The 19,923-nt window shown below is 70.4% G+C and carries 16 protein-coding genes and 3 tRNA genes; all 19 read right to left on the bottom strand.

All coding sequences use genetic code 11. The annotated features are described in order from the left end of the window. Nucleotides 1-68: 68 nt before the first annotated feature. Nucleotides 69-440, bottom strand: coding sequence for a hypothetical protein (locus DQE82_RS30840; protein ID WP_176722859.1), 372 nt, complete (start codon nucleotides 438-440; stop codon nucleotides 69-71). A gap of 331 nt (nucleotides 441-771) precedes the next feature. Then, complete coding sequence (locus tag DQE82_RS19575) at nucleotides 772-1,140, bottom strand: hypothetical protein (RefSeq protein WP_064446843.1); 369 nt, start codon at nucleotides 1,138-1,140, stop codon at nucleotides 772-774. Between the two features lie 102 nt (nucleotides 1,141-1,242). Continuing rightward, nucleotides 1,243-5,130: a DNA-directed RNA polymerase subunit beta' gene (locus DQE82_RS19580; RefSeq protein WP_043328234.1), complete on the bottom strand. Its 3,888-nt coding sequence runs from the start codon at nucleotides 5,128-5,130 to the stop codon at nucleotides 1,243-1,245. A 120-nt stretch (nucleotides 5,131-5,250) separates the two neighbouring features. Beyond that, entirely contained in the window at nucleotides 5,251-8,682 is a 3,432-nt protein-coding gene (locus DQE82_RS19585; RefSeq protein ID WP_030501613.1) for a DNA-directed RNA polymerase subunit beta, read from the bottom strand. Between the two features lie 572 nt (nucleotides 8,683-9,254). Then, nucleotides 9,255-9,644, bottom strand: a complete 390-nt coding sequence (gene rplL / locus DQE82_RS19590; protein ID WP_043328232.1) for a 50S ribosomal protein L7/L12 — start codon at nucleotides 9,642-9,644, stop codon at nucleotides 9,255-9,257. A 54-nt stretch (nucleotides 9,645-9,698) separates the two neighbouring features. Next, nucleotides 9,699-10,247, bottom strand: coding sequence for a 50S ribosomal protein L10 (gene rplJ, locus DQE82_RS19595; RefSeq protein WP_013288643.1), 549 nt, complete (start codon nucleotides 10,245-10,247; stop codon nucleotides 9,699-9,701). A 316-nt stretch (nucleotides 10,248-10,563) separates the two neighbouring features. After that, nucleotides 10,564-11,253: a hypothetical protein gene (locus DQE82_RS19600; protein WP_113973442.1), complete on the bottom strand. Its 690-nt coding sequence runs from the start codon at nucleotides 11,251-11,253 to the stop codon at nucleotides 10,564-10,566. Then, nucleotides 11,250-12,140, bottom strand: a complete 891-nt coding sequence (locus DQE82_RS19605; protein ID WP_113973443.1) for an ATP-binding cassette domain-containing protein — start codon at nucleotides 12,138-12,140, stop codon at nucleotides 11,250-11,252. Before DQE82_RS19605 ends, DQE82_RS19600 begins: the two co-directional genes overlap by 4 nt. A gap of 83 nt (nucleotides 12,141-12,223) precedes the next feature. Next, nucleotides 12,224-12,940, bottom strand: a complete 717-nt coding sequence (gene rplA / locus DQE82_RS19610) for a 50S ribosomal protein L1 (protein WP_064446621.1) — start codon at nucleotides 12,938-12,940, stop codon at nucleotides 12,224-12,226. An 88-nt stretch (nucleotides 12,941-13,028) separates the two neighbouring features. After that, nucleotides 13,029-13,460, bottom strand: a complete 432-nt coding sequence (gene rplK / locus DQE82_RS19615; RefSeq protein ID WP_013288647.1) for a 50S ribosomal protein L11 — start codon at nucleotides 13,458-13,460, stop codon at nucleotides 13,029-13,031. 187 nt (nucleotides 13,461-13,647) lie between these two features. Further along, nucleotides 13,648-14,370, bottom strand: a complete 723-nt coding sequence (nusG, locus tag DQE82_RS19620) for a transcription termination/antitermination protein NusG (protein WP_030501618.1) — start codon at nucleotides 14,368-14,370, stop codon at nucleotides 13,648-13,650. Between the two features lie 35 nt (nucleotides 14,371-14,405). Next, a complete protein-coding gene (gene secE, locus DQE82_RS19625) occupies nucleotides 14,406-14,813 on the bottom strand; it encodes a preprotein translocase subunit SecE (RefSeq protein ID WP_030501619.1) in 408 nt (135 codons plus the stop codon). A gap of 214 nt (nucleotides 14,814-15,027) precedes the next feature. Further along, a tRNA-Trp gene (locus DQE82_RS19630) sits at nucleotides 15,028-15,100 on the bottom strand. A 127-nt stretch (nucleotides 15,101-15,227) separates the two neighbouring features. Continuing rightward, the gene (locus tag DQE82_RS19635; RefSeq protein WP_030501620.1) at nucleotides 15,228-15,620 is read right to left on the bottom strand and encodes a MaoC family dehydratase; all 393 of its coding nucleotides are present in this window, start codon (nucleotides 15,618-15,620) and stop codon (nucleotides 15,228-15,230) included. A 4-nt stretch (nucleotides 15,621-15,624) separates the two neighbouring features. Continuing rightward, nucleotides 15,625-16,071, bottom strand: a complete 447-nt coding sequence (locus DQE82_RS19640) for a MaoC family dehydratase N-terminal domain-containing protein (RefSeq protein ID WP_030501621.1) — start codon at nucleotides 16,069-16,071, stop codon at nucleotides 15,625-15,627. A gap of 120 nt (nucleotides 16,072-16,191) precedes the next feature. After that, a complete protein-coding gene (gene rpmG, locus DQE82_RS19645) occupies nucleotides 16,192-16,359 on the bottom strand; it encodes a 50S ribosomal protein L33 (protein ID WP_013288652.1) in 168 nt (55 codons plus the stop codon). Between the two features lie 129 nt (nucleotides 16,360-16,488). After that, nucleotides 16,489-16,561, bottom strand: a tRNA-Met gene (locus tag DQE82_RS19650). A 25-nt stretch (nucleotides 16,562-16,586) separates the two neighbouring features. Further along, a tRNA-Thr gene (locus DQE82_RS19655) sits at nucleotides 16,587-16,659 on the bottom strand. 96 nt (nucleotides 16,660-16,755) lie between these two features. After that, nucleotides 16,756-19,284 (bottom strand): bifunctional diguanylate cyclase/phosphodiesterase, encoded by a 2,529-nt coding sequence (locus DQE82_RS19660; RefSeq protein ID WP_030501622.1) that lies wholly within the window; start codon nucleotides 19,282-19,284, stop codon nucleotides 16,756-16,758. Between the last annotated feature and the right edge of the window lie 639 nt (nucleotides 19,285-19,923).

Genomic DNA, 19,923 nt, shown 5'->3' on the forward strand with positions numbered 1-19,923 from the left:
CCACCCCCCGGGCACCCGGACATACCGGTCGCGGCAGGTCACCGGCCGCACCGGCCCCACCGGGGACCTCACGTGATCTGCACCACGAGGGCCAGCCCGAGCCCGACCAGGCTGAACAGCAGCCCCACCCCGCCGCAGGAGAGCCCGGCCACGGCCAGGCCGGCGCCGGTGAACCGCACCGCCGGCGGCGGCGCCGGCCGCCGGATCTGCCGCCGGGCCAGCAGCCCGGCGACCACCGCGCCGACCCCGATCAGCGCGCCGAGCACGGTGAACGCGCCGGCCGCCCAGGCGCCACCGTAGTCCGGCCCGGCGATACCGAAGCAGAAGACCAGAAGAGAAACCAGAATCGCGGCGATCCCCGCGATCAACGAGCCGATGGCGAGCCCCGAGGTGACCGGCGGCACGTCCAGGTGGACCACCCCGAACGGCGTACCCGGCACCGCGTCGACCCGCTTCGGCGGCCGCGGCGCCTCGGCCGGCGGCGGCGGGAACGCCGGCCCCCAGCCCCCGTGGCCGGGCGCGCTTCCCGGCGCCGGCCACCCGCCGCCGTGACCCGGCGCGTTCCCCGGGTACGCCCCGTGCGGGTGATGCGCCGGCGCGGGCGCGGAACCCGGCGGATACGGCCCCGGGCGGTTCGGGTCGCCTCCCGGCGCGGCCGGTTCCGTCACGGTTCCTCCTGTCCACACCCGCCCGCCACCCGGCGGACACCGGCCAGGCTACCGTCGCCGGTCACGGCCGGGTGGGCGGGCGCGGGTCCGCTCCCCCGCCCGGTCAGTCGAAGTTCGGCGCGAAGTCGTGGCCGAACGAGCCGTCGGCGTACCGGACCACGCCGATCACCACCGCCGCCACCACCGCCGCCGCGGTCAGCACCAGACCGGTCCGCGCCATCTGCTCGCCGCGCCGCAGCCAGTCGCCGCCGGTGAGATAACCACCAGATGTGTACGCCTCGCGGCGCGCCTGCCGGGCCAGCGTGAGCGCGATCGTGGCCGGCACCGCGCCGCCGACGAACAGACCGGTGAGCGCGCCGATCAGGCCGAGCGCGAAGACCGCCCGCGCCTTGGTGGAGCGGACCGGCTCCGGGTCGTGCGGATGGCGGTGCGCCTGCGGCACGACGGGCGCCGGCCCGGGCACTGTCGTCATGCCCTCCATCATGCCCCGGATCCGGTTCCCCGGTCCCGGCAAGCCGGCCCGGACGCGACGAGGCCCCCGGCTGCTGCCGGGGGCCTCGTCGTTTCCTGGTGCTTAGCGGTACGACCCGAAGTCGAAGTCGTCCAGCGGAACCGCCTGGCCGCTGGCCGGCCCGAAGCCGTAGTCGGTCTCCGGGTAGCCGGTCATCGAGTAGACCTTGGCCTTCGCCTCCTCGGTCGGCTCGACCCGGACGTTGCGGTACTTGCTGATGCCCGTACCGGCCGGGATGAGCTTACCGATGATCACGTTCTCCTTGAGGCCGATCAGCGAGTCGCTGCGGGCGTGGATCGCCGCGTCCGTCAGCACCCGGGTGGTCTCCTGGAAGGAGGCCGCCGACAGCCAGGAGTCGGTGGCCAGCGAGGCCTTGGTGATACCCATCAGCACCGGGCGACCGGCGGCGGGCTCGCCACCCTCGCCGACGAGCCGGCGGTTCTCCGACTCGAACAGCGCCCGGTCGACCAGCACACCCGGCAGGAACTCGGTCGAGCCGGAGTCGATGACCGTCACCCGCTTGAGCATCTGGCGGATGATGATCTCGATGTGCTTGTCGTGGATGAGCACACCCTGCGAGCGGTAGACCTCCTGGACCTCCTGGGTCAGGTGGACCTGGACCGCGCGCGGGCCGAGGATGCGCAGCAGCTCGTGCGGGTCGATGGTGCCCTCGGTGAGCTTCTCGCCGACCTCGACGTGGTCGCCGTCGTGCGCCCGGAGCCGGACCCGCTTCGAGATCTTGTCGTAGACGATCTCGTCGCTGCCGTCGTCCGGGATGACCACGATCTTGCGGGACCGCTCGCCGTCCTCGATCCGGATGCGACCCGGGGTGTCGGCGATGGGCGCCTTACCCTTCGGCACCCGGGCCTCGAAGATCTCCTGGACACGGGGCAGACCCTGGGTGATGTCCTCACCCGCGACACCACCGGTGTGGAAGGTACGCATCGTCAGCTGCGTACCCGGCTCACCGATCGACTGGGCGGCGATGATGCCGACCGCCTCGCCGACGTCCACGGTCTTGCCGGTCGGCAGCGAGCGGCCGTAGCACGCACCGCAGACGCCCAGCTTCGACTCGCAGGTGAGCACGCTGCGCACCCGCACCGTCTCGGTACCGGCGGCGACGATCGCGTCCACCAGGATCGAGTTGATGTCCTGGCCGCGGTGGGCCACCACGGTGCCGTCCGGCCCCTTGATGTCGTCGGCCAGCGTCCGGGCGTGCACGCTGGTCTCGGCGTGCTCGTGCACGACCAGCTTGCCGTCGATGCGCTCGCCGACCTGCATCGGGATGGCGCGGTCGGTGCCGCAGTCCTCCTCGCGGATGATGACGTCCTGCGAGACGTCCACCAGACGCCGGGTCAGGTAACCCGAGTCGGCGGTACGCAGGGCGGTGTCCGCGAGACCCTTACGGGCACCGTGCGTGGAGATGAAGTACTCCAGCACGGACAGACCCTCCCGGTAGCTGGCCTTGATCGGCCGCGGGATGATCTCACCCTTCGGGTTGGCCACCAGACCACGGATCGCCGCGATCTGCCGGAGCTGGAGCAGGTTACCGCGGGCGCCCGAGTTGATCATCTTCCACAGCGGGTTCTCCTGCGGCAGCGCGGTGTCCATCTCCTTGGCGACCTCGTTGGTCGCCTTGGTCCAGATCTCGATGAGCTCGCCGCGACGCTCCTCGGCGGTCATCAGACCACGCTGGTACTGCTTGTCGATCCGGTCGGCTTCCTTCTCGTACCGCTCCAGGATCTCCCGCTTGCGCGGCGGAGCGATGACGTCCTCCATGCCGATGGTGACGCCGGACCAGGTGGCCCAGTGGAAACCGGCCTCCTTGAGCCCGTCCAGGGTGGCCGCCAGGGCCACCTTCGGGAAGCGCTCGGCGAGGTCGTTGACGATCGCGGAGAGCTGGCCCTTGCGGATCTCGTAGTTCACGAAGCGGTAGCCCGGGGGCAGCGTCTCGTTGAACAGGACCCGGCCCAGCGTGGTCTCCACGGTCACCGGCTCGCCCTCGGTCCAGCCCTCGGGGGCGGTCCACGGCTCGGCGCCGGCGCCGTTGTCCACACCGACGACGTCGCGCAGCCGGATCCGGACCGGCGCCTGCAGGTGCAGCTCGCCGTTGTCGTACGCCATCCGCGCCTCGGCGTCCGAGCTGAACGCCCGGCCCTCGCCCTTGCCACCCGGAGTGAGGTGGGTGAGGTGGTAGAGACCGATGACCATGTCCTGGGTGGGCATGGTGACCGGCTTGCCGTCGGCCGGCTTGAGGATGTTGTTCGACGACAGCATCAGGATCCGCGCCTCGGCCTGGGCCTCGGCGGACAGCGGCACGTGGACCGCCATCTGGTCACCGTCGAAGTCGGCGTTGAACGCGGTGCAGACCAGCGGGTGGATCTGGATGGCCTTGCCCTCGACCAGCTGCGGCTCGAAGGCCTGGATGCCCAGACGGTGCAGGGTCGGCGCGCGGTTCAGCAGCACCGGGTGCTCGCCGATGACCTCTTCCAGCACGTCCCACACGACCGGCCGCTGCCGCTCGACCATCCGCTTGGCGGACTTGATGTTCTGCGCGTGGTTGAGGTCGACCAGCCGCTTCATCACGAACGGCTTGAAGAGCTCCAGCGCCATCTGCTTGGGCAGGCCGCACTGGTGCAGCTTGAGCTTCGGGCCGACCACGATGACCGAACGGCCGGAGTAGTCGACGCGCTTGCCCAGCAGGTTCTGGCGGAACCGGCCCTGCTTGCCCTTGAGCATGTCGGACAGCGACTTCAGGGGCCGGTTACCGGGGCCGGTGACCGGACGACCACGACGGCCGTTGTCGAACAGCGCGTCGACGGCCTCCTGGAGCATCCGCTTCTCGTTGTTGACGATGATCTCGGGCGCGCCGAGGTCGATCAGCCGCTTGAGGCGGTTGTTCCGGTTGATCACACGCCGGTACAGGTCGTTCAGGTCGGAGGTCGCGAAACGGCCACCGTCGAGCTGCACCATCGGGCGCAGGTCCGGCGGGATGACCGGGACGCAGTCCAGCACCATGCCGAGCGGCGAGTTCCGGGTGTTCTGGAACGCCGCGACGACCTTGAGCCGCTTGAGCGCCCGGATCTTCCGCTGGCCCTTGCCGGAGCGGATGGTCTCGCGCAGGTTCTCCGCCTCGGCCTCCAGGTCCATGTTCTGGACCAGGGCCTTGATCGCCTCGGCGCCCATGCTGCCGGTGAAGTACTCACCGAAGCGGTCGCGCAGCTCGCGGTAGAGCAGCTCGTCGGTGACCAGCTGCTTCGGCTCCAGCTTGCGGAAGGTGTCGAGGACCTCGTCGAGGCGGTCGATCTCGCGCTGGGCCCGGTCGCGGATCTGGCGCATCTCGCGCTCTCCGCCCTCCTTGACCTTGCGCCGGACGTCCGCCTTCGCGCCCTCGGCCTCCAGCTCGGCCAGGTCGGCCTCCAGCTTGGCGGCCCGCTTCTCGATCTCCGAGTCGCGGCTGTTCTCCGCCTGCCGCTTCTCGGCCAGGATCTCGTTCTCGATGGTCGAGAGGTCGCGGTGACGCGCTTCGGCGTCCACGCTCGTCACGACGTACGAGGCGAAGTAGATGATCTTTTCGAGGTCCTTCGGGGCGAGGTCCAGCAGGTAGCCCAGCCGGCTCGGCACGCCCTTGAAGTACCAGATGTGGGTCACCGGAGCGGCCAGCTCGATGTGACCCATCCGCTCCCGGCGAACCTTGGAGCGGGTCACCTCGACGCCGCAGCGCTCGCAGATGATGCCCTTGAAGCGGACCCGCTTGTACTTACCGCAGTAGCACTCCCAGTCCCGCTGAGGACCGAAGATCTTCTCGCAGAAGAGCCCGTCCTTCTCCGGCTTGAGGGTGCGGTAGTTGATGGTCTCGGGCTTCTTGACCTCGCCGTGGGACCACTGACGGATGTCGTCAGCGGTGGCGAGGCCGATGCGCAGCTCGTCGAAGAAGTTGACGTCGAGCACTATGTCCCCTATGTCGTCGTCTTTACAGCTAGATCATGGGCGGGGTCGGGGGCCGGCCGGCCCGCGTCGGGATCAAGCCTGACCGCCCAGAGCGGGCCGGTCGGCCCCCGACCTCACCACTTACACCTCTTCGACCGAGCTCGGCTCGCGCCGGGACAGGTCGATGCCCAGCTCCTCCGCCGCCCGGAACACCTCGTCGTCGGTCTCGCGCATCTCCAGGGCCACACCGTCGCTGGAGAGCACCTCGACGTTGAGGCACAGCGACTGCAGCTCCTTGAGCAGCACCTTGAACGACTCCGGGATGCCCGGCTCGGGGATGTTCTCGCCCTTGACGATCGCCTCGTAGACCTTGACCCGGCCCAGGACGTCGTCGGACTTGATGGTCAGCAGCTCCTGCAGGGCGTAGGCGGCGCCGTACGCCTGCATGGCCCAGCACTCCATCTCACCGAAGCGCTGGCCACCGAACTGCGCCTTACCACCCAGCGGCTGCTGCGTGATCATCGAGTACGGACCGGTCGACCGGGCGTGGATCTTGTCGTCGACCAGGTGGTTGAGCTTCAGGATGTAGACGTAGCCGACCGCGATCGGGTCGGGCAGCGGCTCGCCGGAACGACCGTCGAACAGCTGCGCCTTGCCGCTGCCCCCGATGAGCTGGTTGCCGTCCCGGTTGGGCAGGGTCGACGCCAGCAGACCGGAGATCTCCTCCTCGCGGGCACCGTCGAAGACCGGCGTGGCCACGTTGGTGTCCGGCTCGGACTCGTGCGCGTTGATCGAGCGGAGCTGGCGCTTCCACTCCTCGTCGTCGCCGTCCACGCTCCAGCCGGTCTTGGCCACCCACCCGAGGTGGGTCTCCAGGACCTGGCCGATGTTCATCCGGGACGGCACACCGAGCGGGTTCAGCACGATGTCGACCGGGGTCCCGTCCTCCAGGAACGGCATGTCCTCGATCGGCAGGATCTTGGAGATGACGCCCTTGTTGCCGTGGCGGCCCGCGAGCTTGTCACCGTCCTGGATCTTGCGCTTCTGGGCCACGTAGACCCGGACCAGCTCGTTCACGCCCGGGGGCAGCTCGTCGCCGTCCTCGCGGGAGAAGGTACGCACACCGATGACCGTGCCGGTCTCGCCGTGCGGCACCTTCAGCGAGGTGTCCCGGACCTCGCGCGCCTTCTCGCCGAAGATCGCGCGGAGCAGCCGCTCCTCGGGGGTCAGCTCGGTCTCACCCTTCGGGGTGACCTTGCCGACCAGGATGTCGCCGGGGACGACCTCGGCGCCGATCCGGATGATGCCGCGCTCGTCGAGGTCGGCGAGCATCTCCTCGCTGACGTTCGGGATGTCGCGGGTGATCTCCTCCGGGCCGAGCTTGGTGTCCCGGGCGTCGACCTCGTGCTCCTCGATGTGGATCGAGGTGAGCACGTCCTGCTGCACGAGGCGCTGCGACAGGATGATCGCGTCCTCGTAGTTGTGGCCCTCCCAGCACATGAACGCCACCAGCAGGTTGCGTCCGAGCGCCATCTCGCCCTCGTCGGTGCACGGACCGTCGGCGATGACCTGACCGGCCTCGACGCGGTCGCCCTCGAAGACGACCGGCTTCTGGTTGACGCAGGAGCCGGCGTTGGAGCGGCGGAACTTGTGCAGCAGGTACGTCCGGCGGTGGCCGTCGTCCTGGTGGACCGTGATGTAGTCCGCGCAGAGGTCCTCGACCACACCGCCGACCTCGGCGACGACCACGTCACCGGCGTCGACCGCGGCGCGGTACTCCATGCCCGTACCGACGAGCGGGGCCTCGGCCTTGACCAGCGGCACCGCCTGACGCTGCATGTTCGCGCCCATGAGCGCGCGGTTGGCGTCGTCGTGCTCCAGGAACGGGATCATCGCGGTGGCGACCGAGGTCATCTGCCGCGGCGACACGTCCATGTAGTCCACGGCGCCCGGCGCGACGTCCTCGGTCTCGCCGCCCTTACGGCGGACCAGGACGCGGTCCTCGGCGAAGGTGCCGTCCGACTTCAGCGGGGCGTTGGCCTGCGCCTTGACGAACCGGTCCTCCTCGTCCGCGGTCAGGTAGTCGATCTGGTCGGTGACCCGGCCGTCGATGACCTTCCGGTACGGCGTCTCGATGAAGCCGAACGGGTTGACCCGGGCGAACGTGGAGAGCGCGCCGATCAGGCCGATGTTCGGGCCTTCCGGCGTCTCGATCGGGCACATCCGGCCGTAGTGGGACGGGTGCACGTCCCGGACCTCGAAGCCGGCCCGCTCACGGGACAGACCACCAGGGCCGAGCGCGCTCAGCCGGCGCCGGTGGGTCAGGCCCGCCAGCGGGTTGGTCTGGTCCATGAACTGGGACAGCTGCGACGTGCCGAAGAACTCCTTGATCGCCGCCACCACCGGGCGGATGTTGATCAGGGTCTGCGGCGTGATCGCCTCGACGTCCTGGGTGGTCATCCGCTCGCGGACGACCCGCTCCATCCGGGAGAGACCCACCCGGACCTGGTTCTGGATCAGCTCGCCCACGGTACGCAGGCGACGGTTGCCGAAGTGGTCGATGTCGTCGGCCTCGTAGCCCTCCTCACCGGCGTGCAGCCGGCAGAGGTATTCCACGGTGGCGACGATGTCGTCCTCGGTGAGCGTGCCGGTGGTGATCGGCACGTCCAGCTCGAGCTTCTTGTTGAACTTGTAGCGCCCGACCTTGGCGACGTCGTACCGCTTCGGGTTGAAGAAGAGGTTGTCGAGCAGGGTCTGGGCGTTCTCACGGGTCGGCGGCTCGCCGGGGCGGAGCTTCCGGTAGATGTCGAGCAGGGCCTCGTCCTGGCCGGCGATGTGGTCCTTCTCGAGCGTGGTCATCATGAGCTCGGACCAGCCGAACTTCTCACGGATGCGCTCGGCGGACCACCCGATGGCCTTGAGCAGGACGGTGACGGCCTGGCGGCGCTTGCGGTCGATGCGAACGCCGACCGTGTCGCGCTTGTCGATGTCGAACTCCAGCCAGGCACCCCGGCTCGGGATGACCTTGACGCTGGAGAGGTCGCGGTCGGAGGTCTTGTCCGGCTGCTTGTCGAAGTACACGCCCGGCGAGCGGACGAGCTGGCTGACCACGACGCGCTCGGTGCCGTTGATGATGAAGGTGCCCTTCGGCGTCATCATCGGGAAGTCACCCATGAACACGGTCTGGCTCTTGATCTCGCCAGTGGTGTTGTTGGTGAACTCCGCGGTCACGAACAGCGGCGCGCAGTAGGTGAGGTCCTTCTCCTTGCACTCCTCGATCGAGGCCTTGACCTCGTCGAAGCGCGGAGCCGAGAAGGAGAGCGACATGGTGCCGGAGAAGTCCTCAATGGGACTGATCTCGTCGAGGATCTCCGCGAGACCCGAGCGTGCGTGCGGGTCGTCCGCCGACCGGCCCTGCCAAGCCTCGTTGCCGACGAGCCAGTCGAAGGACTCGTTCTGGATGGCGAGGAGGTTGGGGACCTCGAGGTGTTCGGTGATCCGACCGAAAGAAACTCGGCGGGGCGCGAATGCGCTCGACGTACGACTGGTCTTCGCAGGGCGGGAAGCTGCCAAGATGCGTCCTTCCGAGGACCGGTGCTGCAGAACGGCTGGTACGCGTGCACTCCAATGACCCCACCAGAATTATCCGTAAACGGACATTTCCGAGCAGGGGTCAAGTCGGAAGGCAGCGCAAACTAGCAGTGTAGCCGAGAGGCTAACCGCTGTCCAGCCCACCCCGCAGGTCGTCGCGGAACAAGCCCTGGGACCTCGGAAAACCGGGTCGTCCGGGCCGCTCGGAACGCGACGCTCCTGCCGGTCCGCTCGGGTGCCGCGGCGGCGGTGCTGCCGTTGCCATTACCCGAGTGGCGGCCGTTGCAAGCGCGGAAAGTCTTGCTGATGTCAGCGTGCCTGGCAGGCCGGTGCCGCGTCAAGGGCCGGTTACCGGTCGGGGTGTCTTTCCCACCGACGGGCTACCGACAGACGCCACTGACCAGCCGGCACACGGGCCGTCGTACGCCCTGCTCACACCGCTGCCGTCCGGGACCACCAACACGGCGGGCGGCGATCCGATTCCGGATCACCGCCCGCCGCGACGCGGTGTGCCCCGGCTCACGTGAGCCGGACGCGCGTCAGGTGGAGCAAGGTCACTTCATGGTGACCTTGGCGCCCTCGCCCTCGAGCTTGGCCTTGGCCTTCTCGGCGGTCTCCTTGTTGACCTTCTCCAGGACGGCCTTCGGCGCGGCCTCGACCAGGTCCTTGGCCTCCTTGAGGCCCAGGCCGGTCAGCTCACGCACGACCTTGATGACCTGGATCTTCTTGCCACCGTCGGCGTCGAGGATGACGTCGAACTCGTCCTTCTCCTCCTCGGCCGGGGCGGCAGCGCCGCCGGCGGCCGGGGCGCCCGCGGCCACGGCGACCGGAGCGGCGGCGGTGACCTCGAAGGTCTCCTCGAACTGCTTCACGAACTCGGAGAGCTCGATCAGCGTCATCTCCTTGAACGCGTCGAGCAGCTCGTCGGTGCTGAGCTTCGCCATGTCTGGCGTCCTTTCTCGCAATGAAAACTAAGAACGTGGTGCGCCGGGAGGGCCTCAGGCCGCCTCGGCGCCCTCCTGCTCGCGCTTCTTGTCCGCCAGGGCGGCCGCCGCGCGGGCGGCCTTGGAGAGCGGCGCCTGGAACAGGGCCGCGGCCTTGCTCAGGTTGCCCTTCATCGCGCCGGCCAGCTTGGCCAGCAGCACCTCGCGGGACTCCAGGTCGGCGAGCTTCGTGACCTCGGCCGCGGAAATGGCCTTGCCCTCGAAGACACCGCCCTTGATGACGAGCTTCGGGTTGGCCTTCGCGAAGTCGCGAAGCCCCTTCGCCGCCTCGACGACGTCGCCCGAAACGAAAGTCAGCGCGGTAGGACCGGAGAACAGCTCGTCGAGGCCGGAGATGCCCGCATCGGCCGCGGCACGCTTGGCAAGCGTGTTCTTCGCGACCGTGTAGCTGGTCTCCTTGCCGAGCGAGCGCCGCAGCTGGGTGAGCTGCGAAACCGTGAGCCCGCGGTACTCGGTGAGCACGGTCGCCCCCGCGTTGCGGAAGCTCTCGGTCAGCTCGGCGACGGCCGTGGCCTTGTCGGCCCGGATCGGCTTGTCCGCCATGTCCCTCCTCTCTCGTTGCTCGGAGCTGGTACGCCGGCGACGAGCCAAGGCTCGACGGCGGCGGCGGAGGCATCACGACAACGAAAAAGCCCCGGCGCAGGGCGCACGGGGCGAGGGCCGGCGGCACGGGCACAGTCGGCGGACCATGCATGACACCGATTTCGCTTACCGCCCTGCGCGGGTCGCCCGTCGTCGCGGGACCTTCGACCGTGCCGGGGCACGGTGACCAGCGGTCTTTGGGTGGAACTACCGCACCAGGTTACGCGACCGGGACCGCAGCGCCAAATCGCGCCCCGGTGCTCCCGGTCACCGCGCCTCAGGCCCGGGTGCGGCGGGCCCAGGCGTAGCCGGTGAGCGCCACCGCCGCCCAGAGCGCCGCCCAGCCGGTGAGCAGCAGGCCGGCACCGGTGGCGACCGGCCCGGTGACCTCCCGCGCGGTCGCCATGACCGGTGGGGCCAGCCACGGCGCGACCGAGCCGGAGAGCCCCAGCACCACCACCCCGACCGCGCCGGTCACCAGCACCGCCACCCCGTAGCCGGCGCTGCGGGTCACGGCCCGGCTGGCCAGCGCGCCGAGCGCCACCGCCGCGGGCAGGGCGAGCAGGTGCGCCCAGAGCCCGAGCGCCACCCCCACGAGCACCGGCCGCTCCCCCGGCGCGACGGCCGCGGTCACCCCGCCGAGCGGCCACGGCAGCGCCAGCGCGACCACCACCACGGCGAGCCCGGCCACCAGCGCGGCGAGCAGCCCGGCCGCCCACTCCCGGCCCGGCCCGGCCACCACCCGGGCCAGCCGGCGCTGCACGTCGGGCTCGACGTCCAGCAGGATCTTGGTCTGCCAGGCCAGCACCGGGAACAGGACCACGGCGGAGACGCCGTAGGCCTCCGCCGGGCGGGCCCGGCCGCCGCCGTGGAGGACGCCCAGGACGAGCAGGCCGGCCAGCACCGGCGCCAGCGCCCGTCCGGTACGCAGGAAGCCGGCCAGCCGCAGCCGGACCAGCGCGATCACCGGGCCACCTCCGGCGCCGGCCCGGGGCGGCCCGAGTCCCCGGCCCCGGCGTCAACGTGGCCCACCGGGCCGGATAGCGCGTCCGCATCCGGGCAGTCGTCATCGGCGGACGGGCCGACGGAGGCCGGCACCGGGTGCGTGGCCGGAGGCGGGACGGCGTGGTCGCGTACCCGAAGGATCTGGTGGCCGTCGGCGCGCAGGCGGGCGACGGCGGCGGCCAGCCCGGCGGCCGGCACCGCCAGCTCGACCACGGCGACGGCCGCGCCGCCCGACGGGGCCTGCTCGGTCACCGTGCCGTCGGTGACCGACCAGTGCCGGGCACCGGGCAGCCGGACGGTCTCGCCCCGGTGGTCGCTCACGAGTACGGCGCCACCGGCGGCCAGCACCTCGCCGATGATCTCGGGGACCGCCTCGCGGGCGGCGGCGTCCAGCCCCTCCCAGGGCTCGTCGAGCACCAGCAGGCCGGGCGGGCGCAGCAGCGCCTGCGCCAGGCCGACCTTCTGCGCGGTGCCCTTGGACAGCCGGGGCAGACGGACGTCGTGGAACCGGGCCAGGCCGAGGCGCTCGACCCAGTGGCGCACCGCCCGGTCGGCGGCGGGACCGGGCAGGCCGGCGACGCGGCCCATGGCGGTCAGGTAGGCCCCGACGGTGAACGGCTGGTCGGCGGGGAAGCGCTCCGGCACCCAGCCGACCACCGGCGGCCGGTCGGCGACGCGGCCCCGGGACGGACGCAGCACCCCGGCGGTGAGCTGAAGCAACGTGGACTTTCCGGCCCCGTTGCGGCCGAGCACCACGGCGACCTCACCCGGGCCGACGGCGACGTCGACCTGCCGCAGGACCCAGAGGCCGTGCCGGTGGTAGCGGAACCACACGCCGTCGAGCCGCATGCGCCGAGACTGCCACACCGGACAGACGAACGGGGCCCCGCCACGACCTGGTGGCGGAGCCCCGTCCGGGACGTGCTGGTTGCTCAGGCCTCGGTCGAGGCCTCCTGCAGGTTCTTCACGACCTTCGGGTCGACCGGGACGCCCGGGCCCATGGTGGTGGTGAGGGTGACCTTCTTGAGGTACGTGCCCTTGGCCGCGGACGGCTTGGCGCGCAGCACCTCGTCCAGCACCGCGGCGTAGTTGTCGACCAGCTGGGCCTCGGAGAAGGAGGCCTTGCCGATGATCAGGTGCAGGTTGGAGTGCTTGTCCACCCGGAAGGTGATCTTACCGCCCTTGATGTCCGAGACGGCCTTGGTGACGTCCATGGTCACGGTGCCGGTCTTCGGGTTCGGCATCAGACCGCGCGGGCCCAGGATCCGCGCGATCCGGCCGATCTTGGCCATCTGGTCGGGCGTGGCGATCGCCGCGTCGAAGTCCAGCCAACCGCCCTGGATGCGGGCGACCAGCTCGTCGGTGCCCACCTCGTCAGCACCCGCGGCGACGGCCTCCTCGGCCTTCGCGCCGGCGGCGAAGACGATCACGCGGGCGGTCTTACCGGTGCCGTGCGGCAGGTTGACCGTGCCGCGGACCATCTGGTCCGCCTTGCGGGGGTCGACGCCGAGGCGCATCGCGACCTCGACCGTGGCGTCGAACTTGGTGTTGGTGGTGTCCTTGGCCAGCTTGACGGCCTCGACCGGGGTGTAGAGCTTCGACCGGTCGATGACCTCGGCGGCCTTGCGGTAGCTCTTGCTGCGCTGCATTTCTGGTGACTCCTGTGGTCTCTGGCGGGCGCGCGGCGTGCGCGGCCCTCCCACGAACAGAAAGATCGGGTGGAGCGGTGGAGCGAGATCAGTCGGCGACGGTCAGGCCCATCGACCGGGCGGTGCCGGCGATGATCTTCTCGGCCTGGTCGATGTCGTTGGCGTTGAGGTCCGCCATCTTCTTCTCGGCGATCTCGCGCAGCTGGGCGCGGGTGACCGAGCCGACCTTCTCCTTGTGCGGGACGCCCGAGCCCTTCTGCACACCGGCGGCCTTGATCAGCAGCCGGGCGGCGGGCGGGGTCTTCAGCACGAAGGTGAACGTGCGGTCCTCGTAGACGCTGATCTCGGCGGGGACGATGTCGCCCCGCTGGGACTCGGTCTGCGCGTTGTAGGACTTGCAGAACTCCATGATGTTCACGCCGTGCTGGCCGAGCGCGGGGCCGACCGGCGGCGCCGGGGTGGCCTGGCCCGCCGGCAGCTGAAGCGTGAACGTCTTGACGAGCTTCTTCTTCGGAGGCATGTCTCTTCCTGGGGCTTGAAACTGGGATTCTCGCCGGTCCGCGGGCGCGCACGGTCAGCGCGGTGCGGACAGCCGACGTTCTAGGGTAGCGCAGCCGTCGGCCACCCTCCGCGCCGAGGTCGGTGGGTGGCGAAACGGCGCACCGGCGGCCACCCCGGAAGGGGCGGGCCGCCGGTGCCGACGTACGTCAGATCTTGGCGACCTGGTTGAAGTTCAGCTCGACCGGCGTCTCCCGGCCGAAGATCGACACCAGCACCTTGAGCTTCTGCTGGTCGGCGTTGATCTCGCTGATCGTCGCCGGCAGCGACGCGAACGCGCCGTCGGTGACGGTGACCGAGTCGCCGACCTCGAAGTCGAGGACCTTGACCTCGGGCTTGGCCTTCTTCTGCTCGGTCTCGACCGCCGGGGCCAGCCACTTGAGCACCTCGTCGAGGCTCAGCGGCGCCGGCCGGTCGGCCCGGTCGGTCGCGCCGACGAAGCCGGTGACCCCCGGGGTGTTCCGGACGCAGGAGTAGGACTCGGCGGTCAGCTCCATCCGGACCAGGATGTAGCCCGGGAAGACCTTCGCCTGGACCTGCGACCGCTTGCCGTTCTTGACCTCGACCTCTTCCCGGGTCGGCACCTCGACCTGGTAGATGAAGTCCTCCATGTCGAGGGAGGTGATCCGGGTCTCGAGGTTGGTCTTGACCTTGTTCTCGTAGCCGGCGTACGAGTGCACCACGTACCAGTCGCCGGGCGCGTAGCGCAGCTTCTGGCGCAGCTCGGCGACCGGGTCGAAGTCCTCGTCCGGGGCCGGCTCGGTGGTCGGGAACTCCGGCTCGCTGGCGGCCTCGACCGACTCGTTGTTGGCCGCCGTCGCCACCGTGGACTGGTCGTCCGGGGTTCCGGCGGTCTCGTCGTACTCAGGCACGCTCGCTCACTTCCGTCAGTATCGCTGTCCGCAGGTCAGCTCGGCTCGCCGAAGACCCACAGCACCGCCTTGGCGAAGCCGTAGTCCAGGCCGGCCACGATCGCCAGCATCACCGCGACGAAGGTGACCACCACGGCCGTGTAGGTCAGCAGCTCCTTGCGGGTCGGCCAGATGACCTTACGCAGCTCTGCCACGACCTCGCGGAAGAACCGCGCGATGCGGGCGAACAGCCCGATCCGCTCGGTGTCCTTGCGGGTCTTCCGGCCCTCGGCCGGCTCGGCCTGCGCCCGCTTACGGGTCGCGGTGCCGCCCCGGGAGACCGGCTCGTCCGCGTCGGTGGCGTCGTCGTCGGCCACGTCGTCGTCGGCCACGCCGTCGACGGTCGCGTCGTCGTTCAGACGCTCGTCGCCGTCGTCCTCGCCGCGGCGCTTGCTCTTGGCCACTTCGCCCTCCGTGCGGGATATGGGGTCGCACGCCGGGCGGCGTGCGCGGCGTGTTGGTCACGCCGGCCGGACCAACCGTCCCGCGACGGGCCGCGGCCGGCGGACCGGCCGGGAGGGCCCGAGCGCCTCGGAACCACCCCACCGGTGCCACCACCACGGGCCGGACGCCGCCGGTGAGGGCGACGCGACCCACGGAACGGTCAGGCCTGAGGCGCAGGGGTGACAGGACTTGAACCTGCAGCCTGCGGTTTTGGAGACCGCTGCTCTGCCAATTGAGCTACACCCCTGTGCGGCAACTCACCTCCACCCGGACACGCTGTGCCGAGCGGGGGTCACTTGCCCCACGGCGGACCAGTGTACGGGTAGTCGTGCGACTTTCCCAACCGGTCTGCCCCTCGCGCGTCGGGCGGACCCTCAGCGCGTCGTGCGGATCAGTGCCCGGGCCTGCGACAGCACCTTCTCGCCCTGGCAGGTGGCGGTGATGTCGAGCCTGGTCAGACCGTCTTCGGTGACCTCCTTGACCACCGCCGACACCTCGATCTCGGTGCCCTCGTCGGTGTCCGGGACGACCACCGGCCGGGTGAACCGGACGCCGAAGTCGACCACCGCGTCCGGCGCGCCGGCCCAGCCGGTCACCGCGCGGCCGACCAGGGCCATGGTGAACATGCCGTGGGCGATGACGCCCGGCAGCCCCACGTCGGTGGCGACGCGGTCGCTCCAGTGGATCCGGTTGAAGTCGCCCGAGGCGCCCGCGTAGCGGACCAGGTCCGCGCGGGTCACCCGGTACGTCTGGGTGGGCAGCTCCATGTCCTCAGGCCTCCCCGCGTACGACGATCTTGGACCAGACGGCGACCACCGGCTCACCGTCCACAGTGCTCACATCGGTGCGGGTGGTCAGGAAGCCGTGCCCGCCCCGGGTGGTGACCTCCTCGATGGTGCTCACGCACACCAGCTCGTCGCCGGCCACCACCGGCCGGGTGTACGCGAACCGCTGGTCGCCGTGCACCACGCGGCTGTAGTCGACGCCGAGCGCCGGATCCTCGACGATCTGCCGGCTCGCCGCCATCGTGACGAGCACCGGGAACGTCGGCGGGGCCACCACGTCGGCGTGGCCGAGCGAACGGGCCGCCTCCGGATCGTGGTGGGCCGGGTCGGTCGCGCCGATGGCGGTGGCGAACTCGCGGATCTTTTCTCGGCCCACCTGGTAGGGGGCGGTCGGCGGGTACGTCCGGCCGACGAAGGACGGGTCCAGGGACATGCCGCCGAACCTACACGGATAACACGAACGCCGATCCGCCCGGTCGGGCGGCCCGGAGGCCACCCGTCAGGTGGATCGGCGTACGCGGAAGCTGGTGCCGACCGGCTGCGCCGGTCGCGATCAGCGGGTCTCGCGGTGAACGGTGTGCTTGCCGTCCCGGGGGCAGAACTTCTTCAGCTCGATGCGGTCCGGGTCGTTACGGCGGTTCTTGCGCGTGATGTAGTTGCGCTCCTTGCACTCCACACACGCCAAAGTGATCTTCGGCCGAACATCGGTCGCCTTCGCCACGGCGGAGTGCCTTCCTCGCTCACGGAACAACTACGGCGTGTCAGCCTACGCGCTGACAACGCGGACATGCAAAGTGGGCGCCTGTGGCGCCCGTCCCACCGACCACCGGGTGTACCCGGAGGACGAGAGTAGCGGTGGCCGGACTTGAACCGGCGACACAGCGATTATGAGCCGCTTGCTCTGCCATCTGAGCTACACCGCCGTGGCGGGTCCAGCCGGACCCTCTGAGCCCCCTTACGGAATCGAACCGTAGACCTTCTCCTTACCATGGAGACGCTCTGCCGACTGAGCTAAGGGGGCCTGCCCGATCACCCCGGGGGGTGTCGCGCAGGGGAAACAGTACACGACCGCGTCGCCGAGGTGAAATCGGATCCCCCAGGTACGTGTCGGCCCTGCTCAGGGCACCACACGCAGCCGCGGCAGCTCCCCCGTGGCCACCGTCTCCGGGTCGACCTGGGCACCGAACCAGGCCTCCAGACGCTCGTACGGCAGGGGGCGGCTGAACAGGAAGCCCTGGCCGATCTCGCAGCCGATGTCCTGCAGGAGCTCCAGCATCAGCTCGCTCTCCACGCCCTCGGCCACCACCGCCAGGCCGAACTGCTGGGAGAGCGTCACCACCGCGTTCACGATCGCCAGATCACCCGGATCGGTCGCCATGCCCTGCACGAACGACCGGTCCACCTTCACCTCGTGCACCGGCAGCCGGCGCAGCTGGGCCAGGGAGGAGTTGCCGGTGCCGAAGTCGTCCACCGAGAGTCGGACACCGAGGTCACGGAGGCTGCGCAGGGTCGGGATGGGACGTTCCGCGCCGTCCAGCACACCGGCCTCGGTGACCTCCAGGGTCAGCCGCTGCGGCGGTACGCCGTACTCGGCCAGCAGATCGCGTACCAGCGCCGGGAAGTGCTGGTCGGTGAGCGTACGCGCGGCGAGGTTGACCGCGACGGAGAGCGGCTGCTCGCCGTGGCTCCAGTCGCGGCTGCGCCGCAGGCTCTCCCGGAGCACGAACTCGGTGAGCCGGCCGAGCTGGCCGGTGTGCTCGGCCACCGCCACGAAGTCGTCCGGCGAGACCGTGCCGTGCGCCGGGTGCTCCCACCGGGCCAGGCACTCCACGCCCACCAGGCGGCGGTCCCGCAGCGTGACCTTGGGCTGGAAGTAGACCTCCAGCTTGCCCTCGTCCAGCGCCCGTTGCAGGTCACCGGCGAGGCCGAGCCGGCGCAGCGACCGCGACTCCAGCGCCGGGCTGTAGAGCTGCACACTGCCCGGGACCGACTTGGCAGCGCTGGCCGCCAGGTCGACGCGCTGCAACAGCGCCACCGCGTCGCTGCCGTGGTCGGGGTGGACCGCCACGCCGACCACCGTGTCCACGTCCACGGTGAGCGCGTCGAAAACCATCTCGTCGCGGATCTGCTCCCGGAGCTGGGCCGCCAGTTCCAGGGCCGCCTCGGTGCTCTCCAGCCGGAGCGTCACCAGGAACTCGTCCCCACCGGCGCGGCCGACCAGCGCCGAGGAGGGCGCGCAGGCGCGCAGCCGCTCGGCCACCTCGACGAGCACCTTGTCCCCGGCGGCGTGGCCGAGCGACTCGTTGACCTGGCGGAGCCGGTCGACGTCGAAGAGGAGCAACGCGACCACCTCGCCCGGCGCGCCGATCTTCACCGCCTCGGCCACCGCCGCGGTCAGCCGGCGCCGGTTGGGCAGCTTGGTGAGCGTGTCGTGGTCGGCGTCGTGCCGCAGCCGGTCGACCAGGCGAGAGTTCTCCAGGGCGACAGCGGCGTGTGCCGCCACCGTCTCCAGGACCGCGACGTCGCGCGCGGTGAAGTGCGAGGGGTCGACCAGCCGGTTGGTCACCTCGAGCGTCCCGATCACCACCCGGCCCGAGCGCAACGGGACGATGATCGTGTCCTTGACGCCCTGTTCGGCCAGGCTGGCCCGGAACTCCGGATCGCTGCACACGCCCCGGCCGACGGTGACCGGGCGGGCCTTCTGCATCGCCCGCTGGCGCAGCTCCACCCCGGTCGGGGCGGTGTCCAGCAGGCCGGGGTCATCGACCCGCGCGGTGAGCAGGGTCTCCGGGTGCCGGCCCTGGGCGGGCAGCCACAACGTCGCGTACTCCGCCTGCATCAGACCGCGGACGCGGCCCAGCAGGGCGTCCGCGAGCGTGCCGTCCTGGCCGCTGGCCGAGATCGCCCGGCTCAGCTCGTACATGCCGCTGAGCGTGCGGTGCTGCTGGAAGAACTCGGTGTACGACCGGTAGACCGCCACCAGCCCCGCGGCCAGCGCGGCCAACGGCACCAGGGACCACCAGGACTGCTCCAGCAGCATCAGCACGATCAGGCCGGCCGACACGTTGATGCCGTTGGTCAGCACGCCCGAACGCAGCGCCCGGAACGTCTCCCGGCCGGCGTGCCAGCCGATGAGCAGGGTCTGGACCGCGGCGATCGAGGTGAGGCTCACCAGGATCACCATCGCCACCGCGAGGCAGAGGCCCAGCCACGTGGCGGGGCCCACGCCTTCGGTCGGCGGCAGGATGGTCAGCACCAGGGCGCCGACCGAGGTGCCCGCCGCCGCACGCGCGACGTTGAACCAGAGCTTCGGCGCCGACAACCGGTGACGCAGGTGCGTCACGAGCGAGGACAGCGTGTAGATCAGGACGACGGTGAGCGGCGGCAGGAAGTAGAAGGCGAGCACCAGCGGCAGCTCGGTGAGCGTCATACCGAGTGACTGCCGGCGGATGACCACGCCGACGACCGGCCCGCTGGCGACGATCATCAGCGCCAGGAGCAGCACCGCCGGAAGCCACCCGCCGATGGGTGGCTTCGCGATCAATCCGGTGACCGTCGAACAAGCCACCGCTACCAGGGCGAGCGGCGCGGTGATTATCCAGGCGTCCTCGGAGGGTCTGCGCCTCGGGTTGTCTCGCCCGCTCATCCCACTCCCTGTCCGGTGGGTCCCACTCCCGGTCCGGCGGGCAGGACCCACCGGCTTCCGCCCCCGTGGAGGTCAGCCCGGGTCGCTGTCAGACCCAGACGTAGTCGAGGAGGCGGAGGTCGCCCAGGCCGGACTTTGCACTGATTACCGAAACGCCCAAGGCGGCGGAAACGAGGAGGAGCGAGCCAAACAGCCGGCCCAGCCTACGACCAGACATGATTGCTCCTGTCGGGAGAGTTACAACCATCGTGAAGGTTCCACGATCGTGCCACACCCCGCTCACGGGCAAAAGCTGCGCGAGCCCTCGCGCAGGGGCAGTGGCAGGGAAATCATCCGTTCGACAGGCGCGGCTCACCCTCCGGCCCAGCATACCGTCACGATCAGCCCCGCAGCCGCTACGGAAGGCGCGCACAACGACTTCGCGCGTAAACCACGCTTAGCGCCTGATTCACCCGTCAGCCGGTCGGCACCCGGCCGCGGCCACAGTAGATGGCGTCGGCGCTCCCGTCGGCCGCCCTCGGACAGCCTCTACCATCATCGATGCCTGAGGCAAGGTTTCACGCCAGGAGAACCGAGTGAATCATCAGCCGGCCGGTGGCGGTTGCCCCGACGGCGTCGCCAGGTGCGACACCCACCCGC

Origin of the sequence: Micromonospora sp. LHW51205, from assembly GCF_003315815.1 — a bacterium.
GTDB classification, from domain to species: domain Bacteria; phylum Actinomycetota; class Actinomycetes; order Mycobacteriales; family Micromonosporaceae; genus Micromonospora; species Micromonospora chalcea.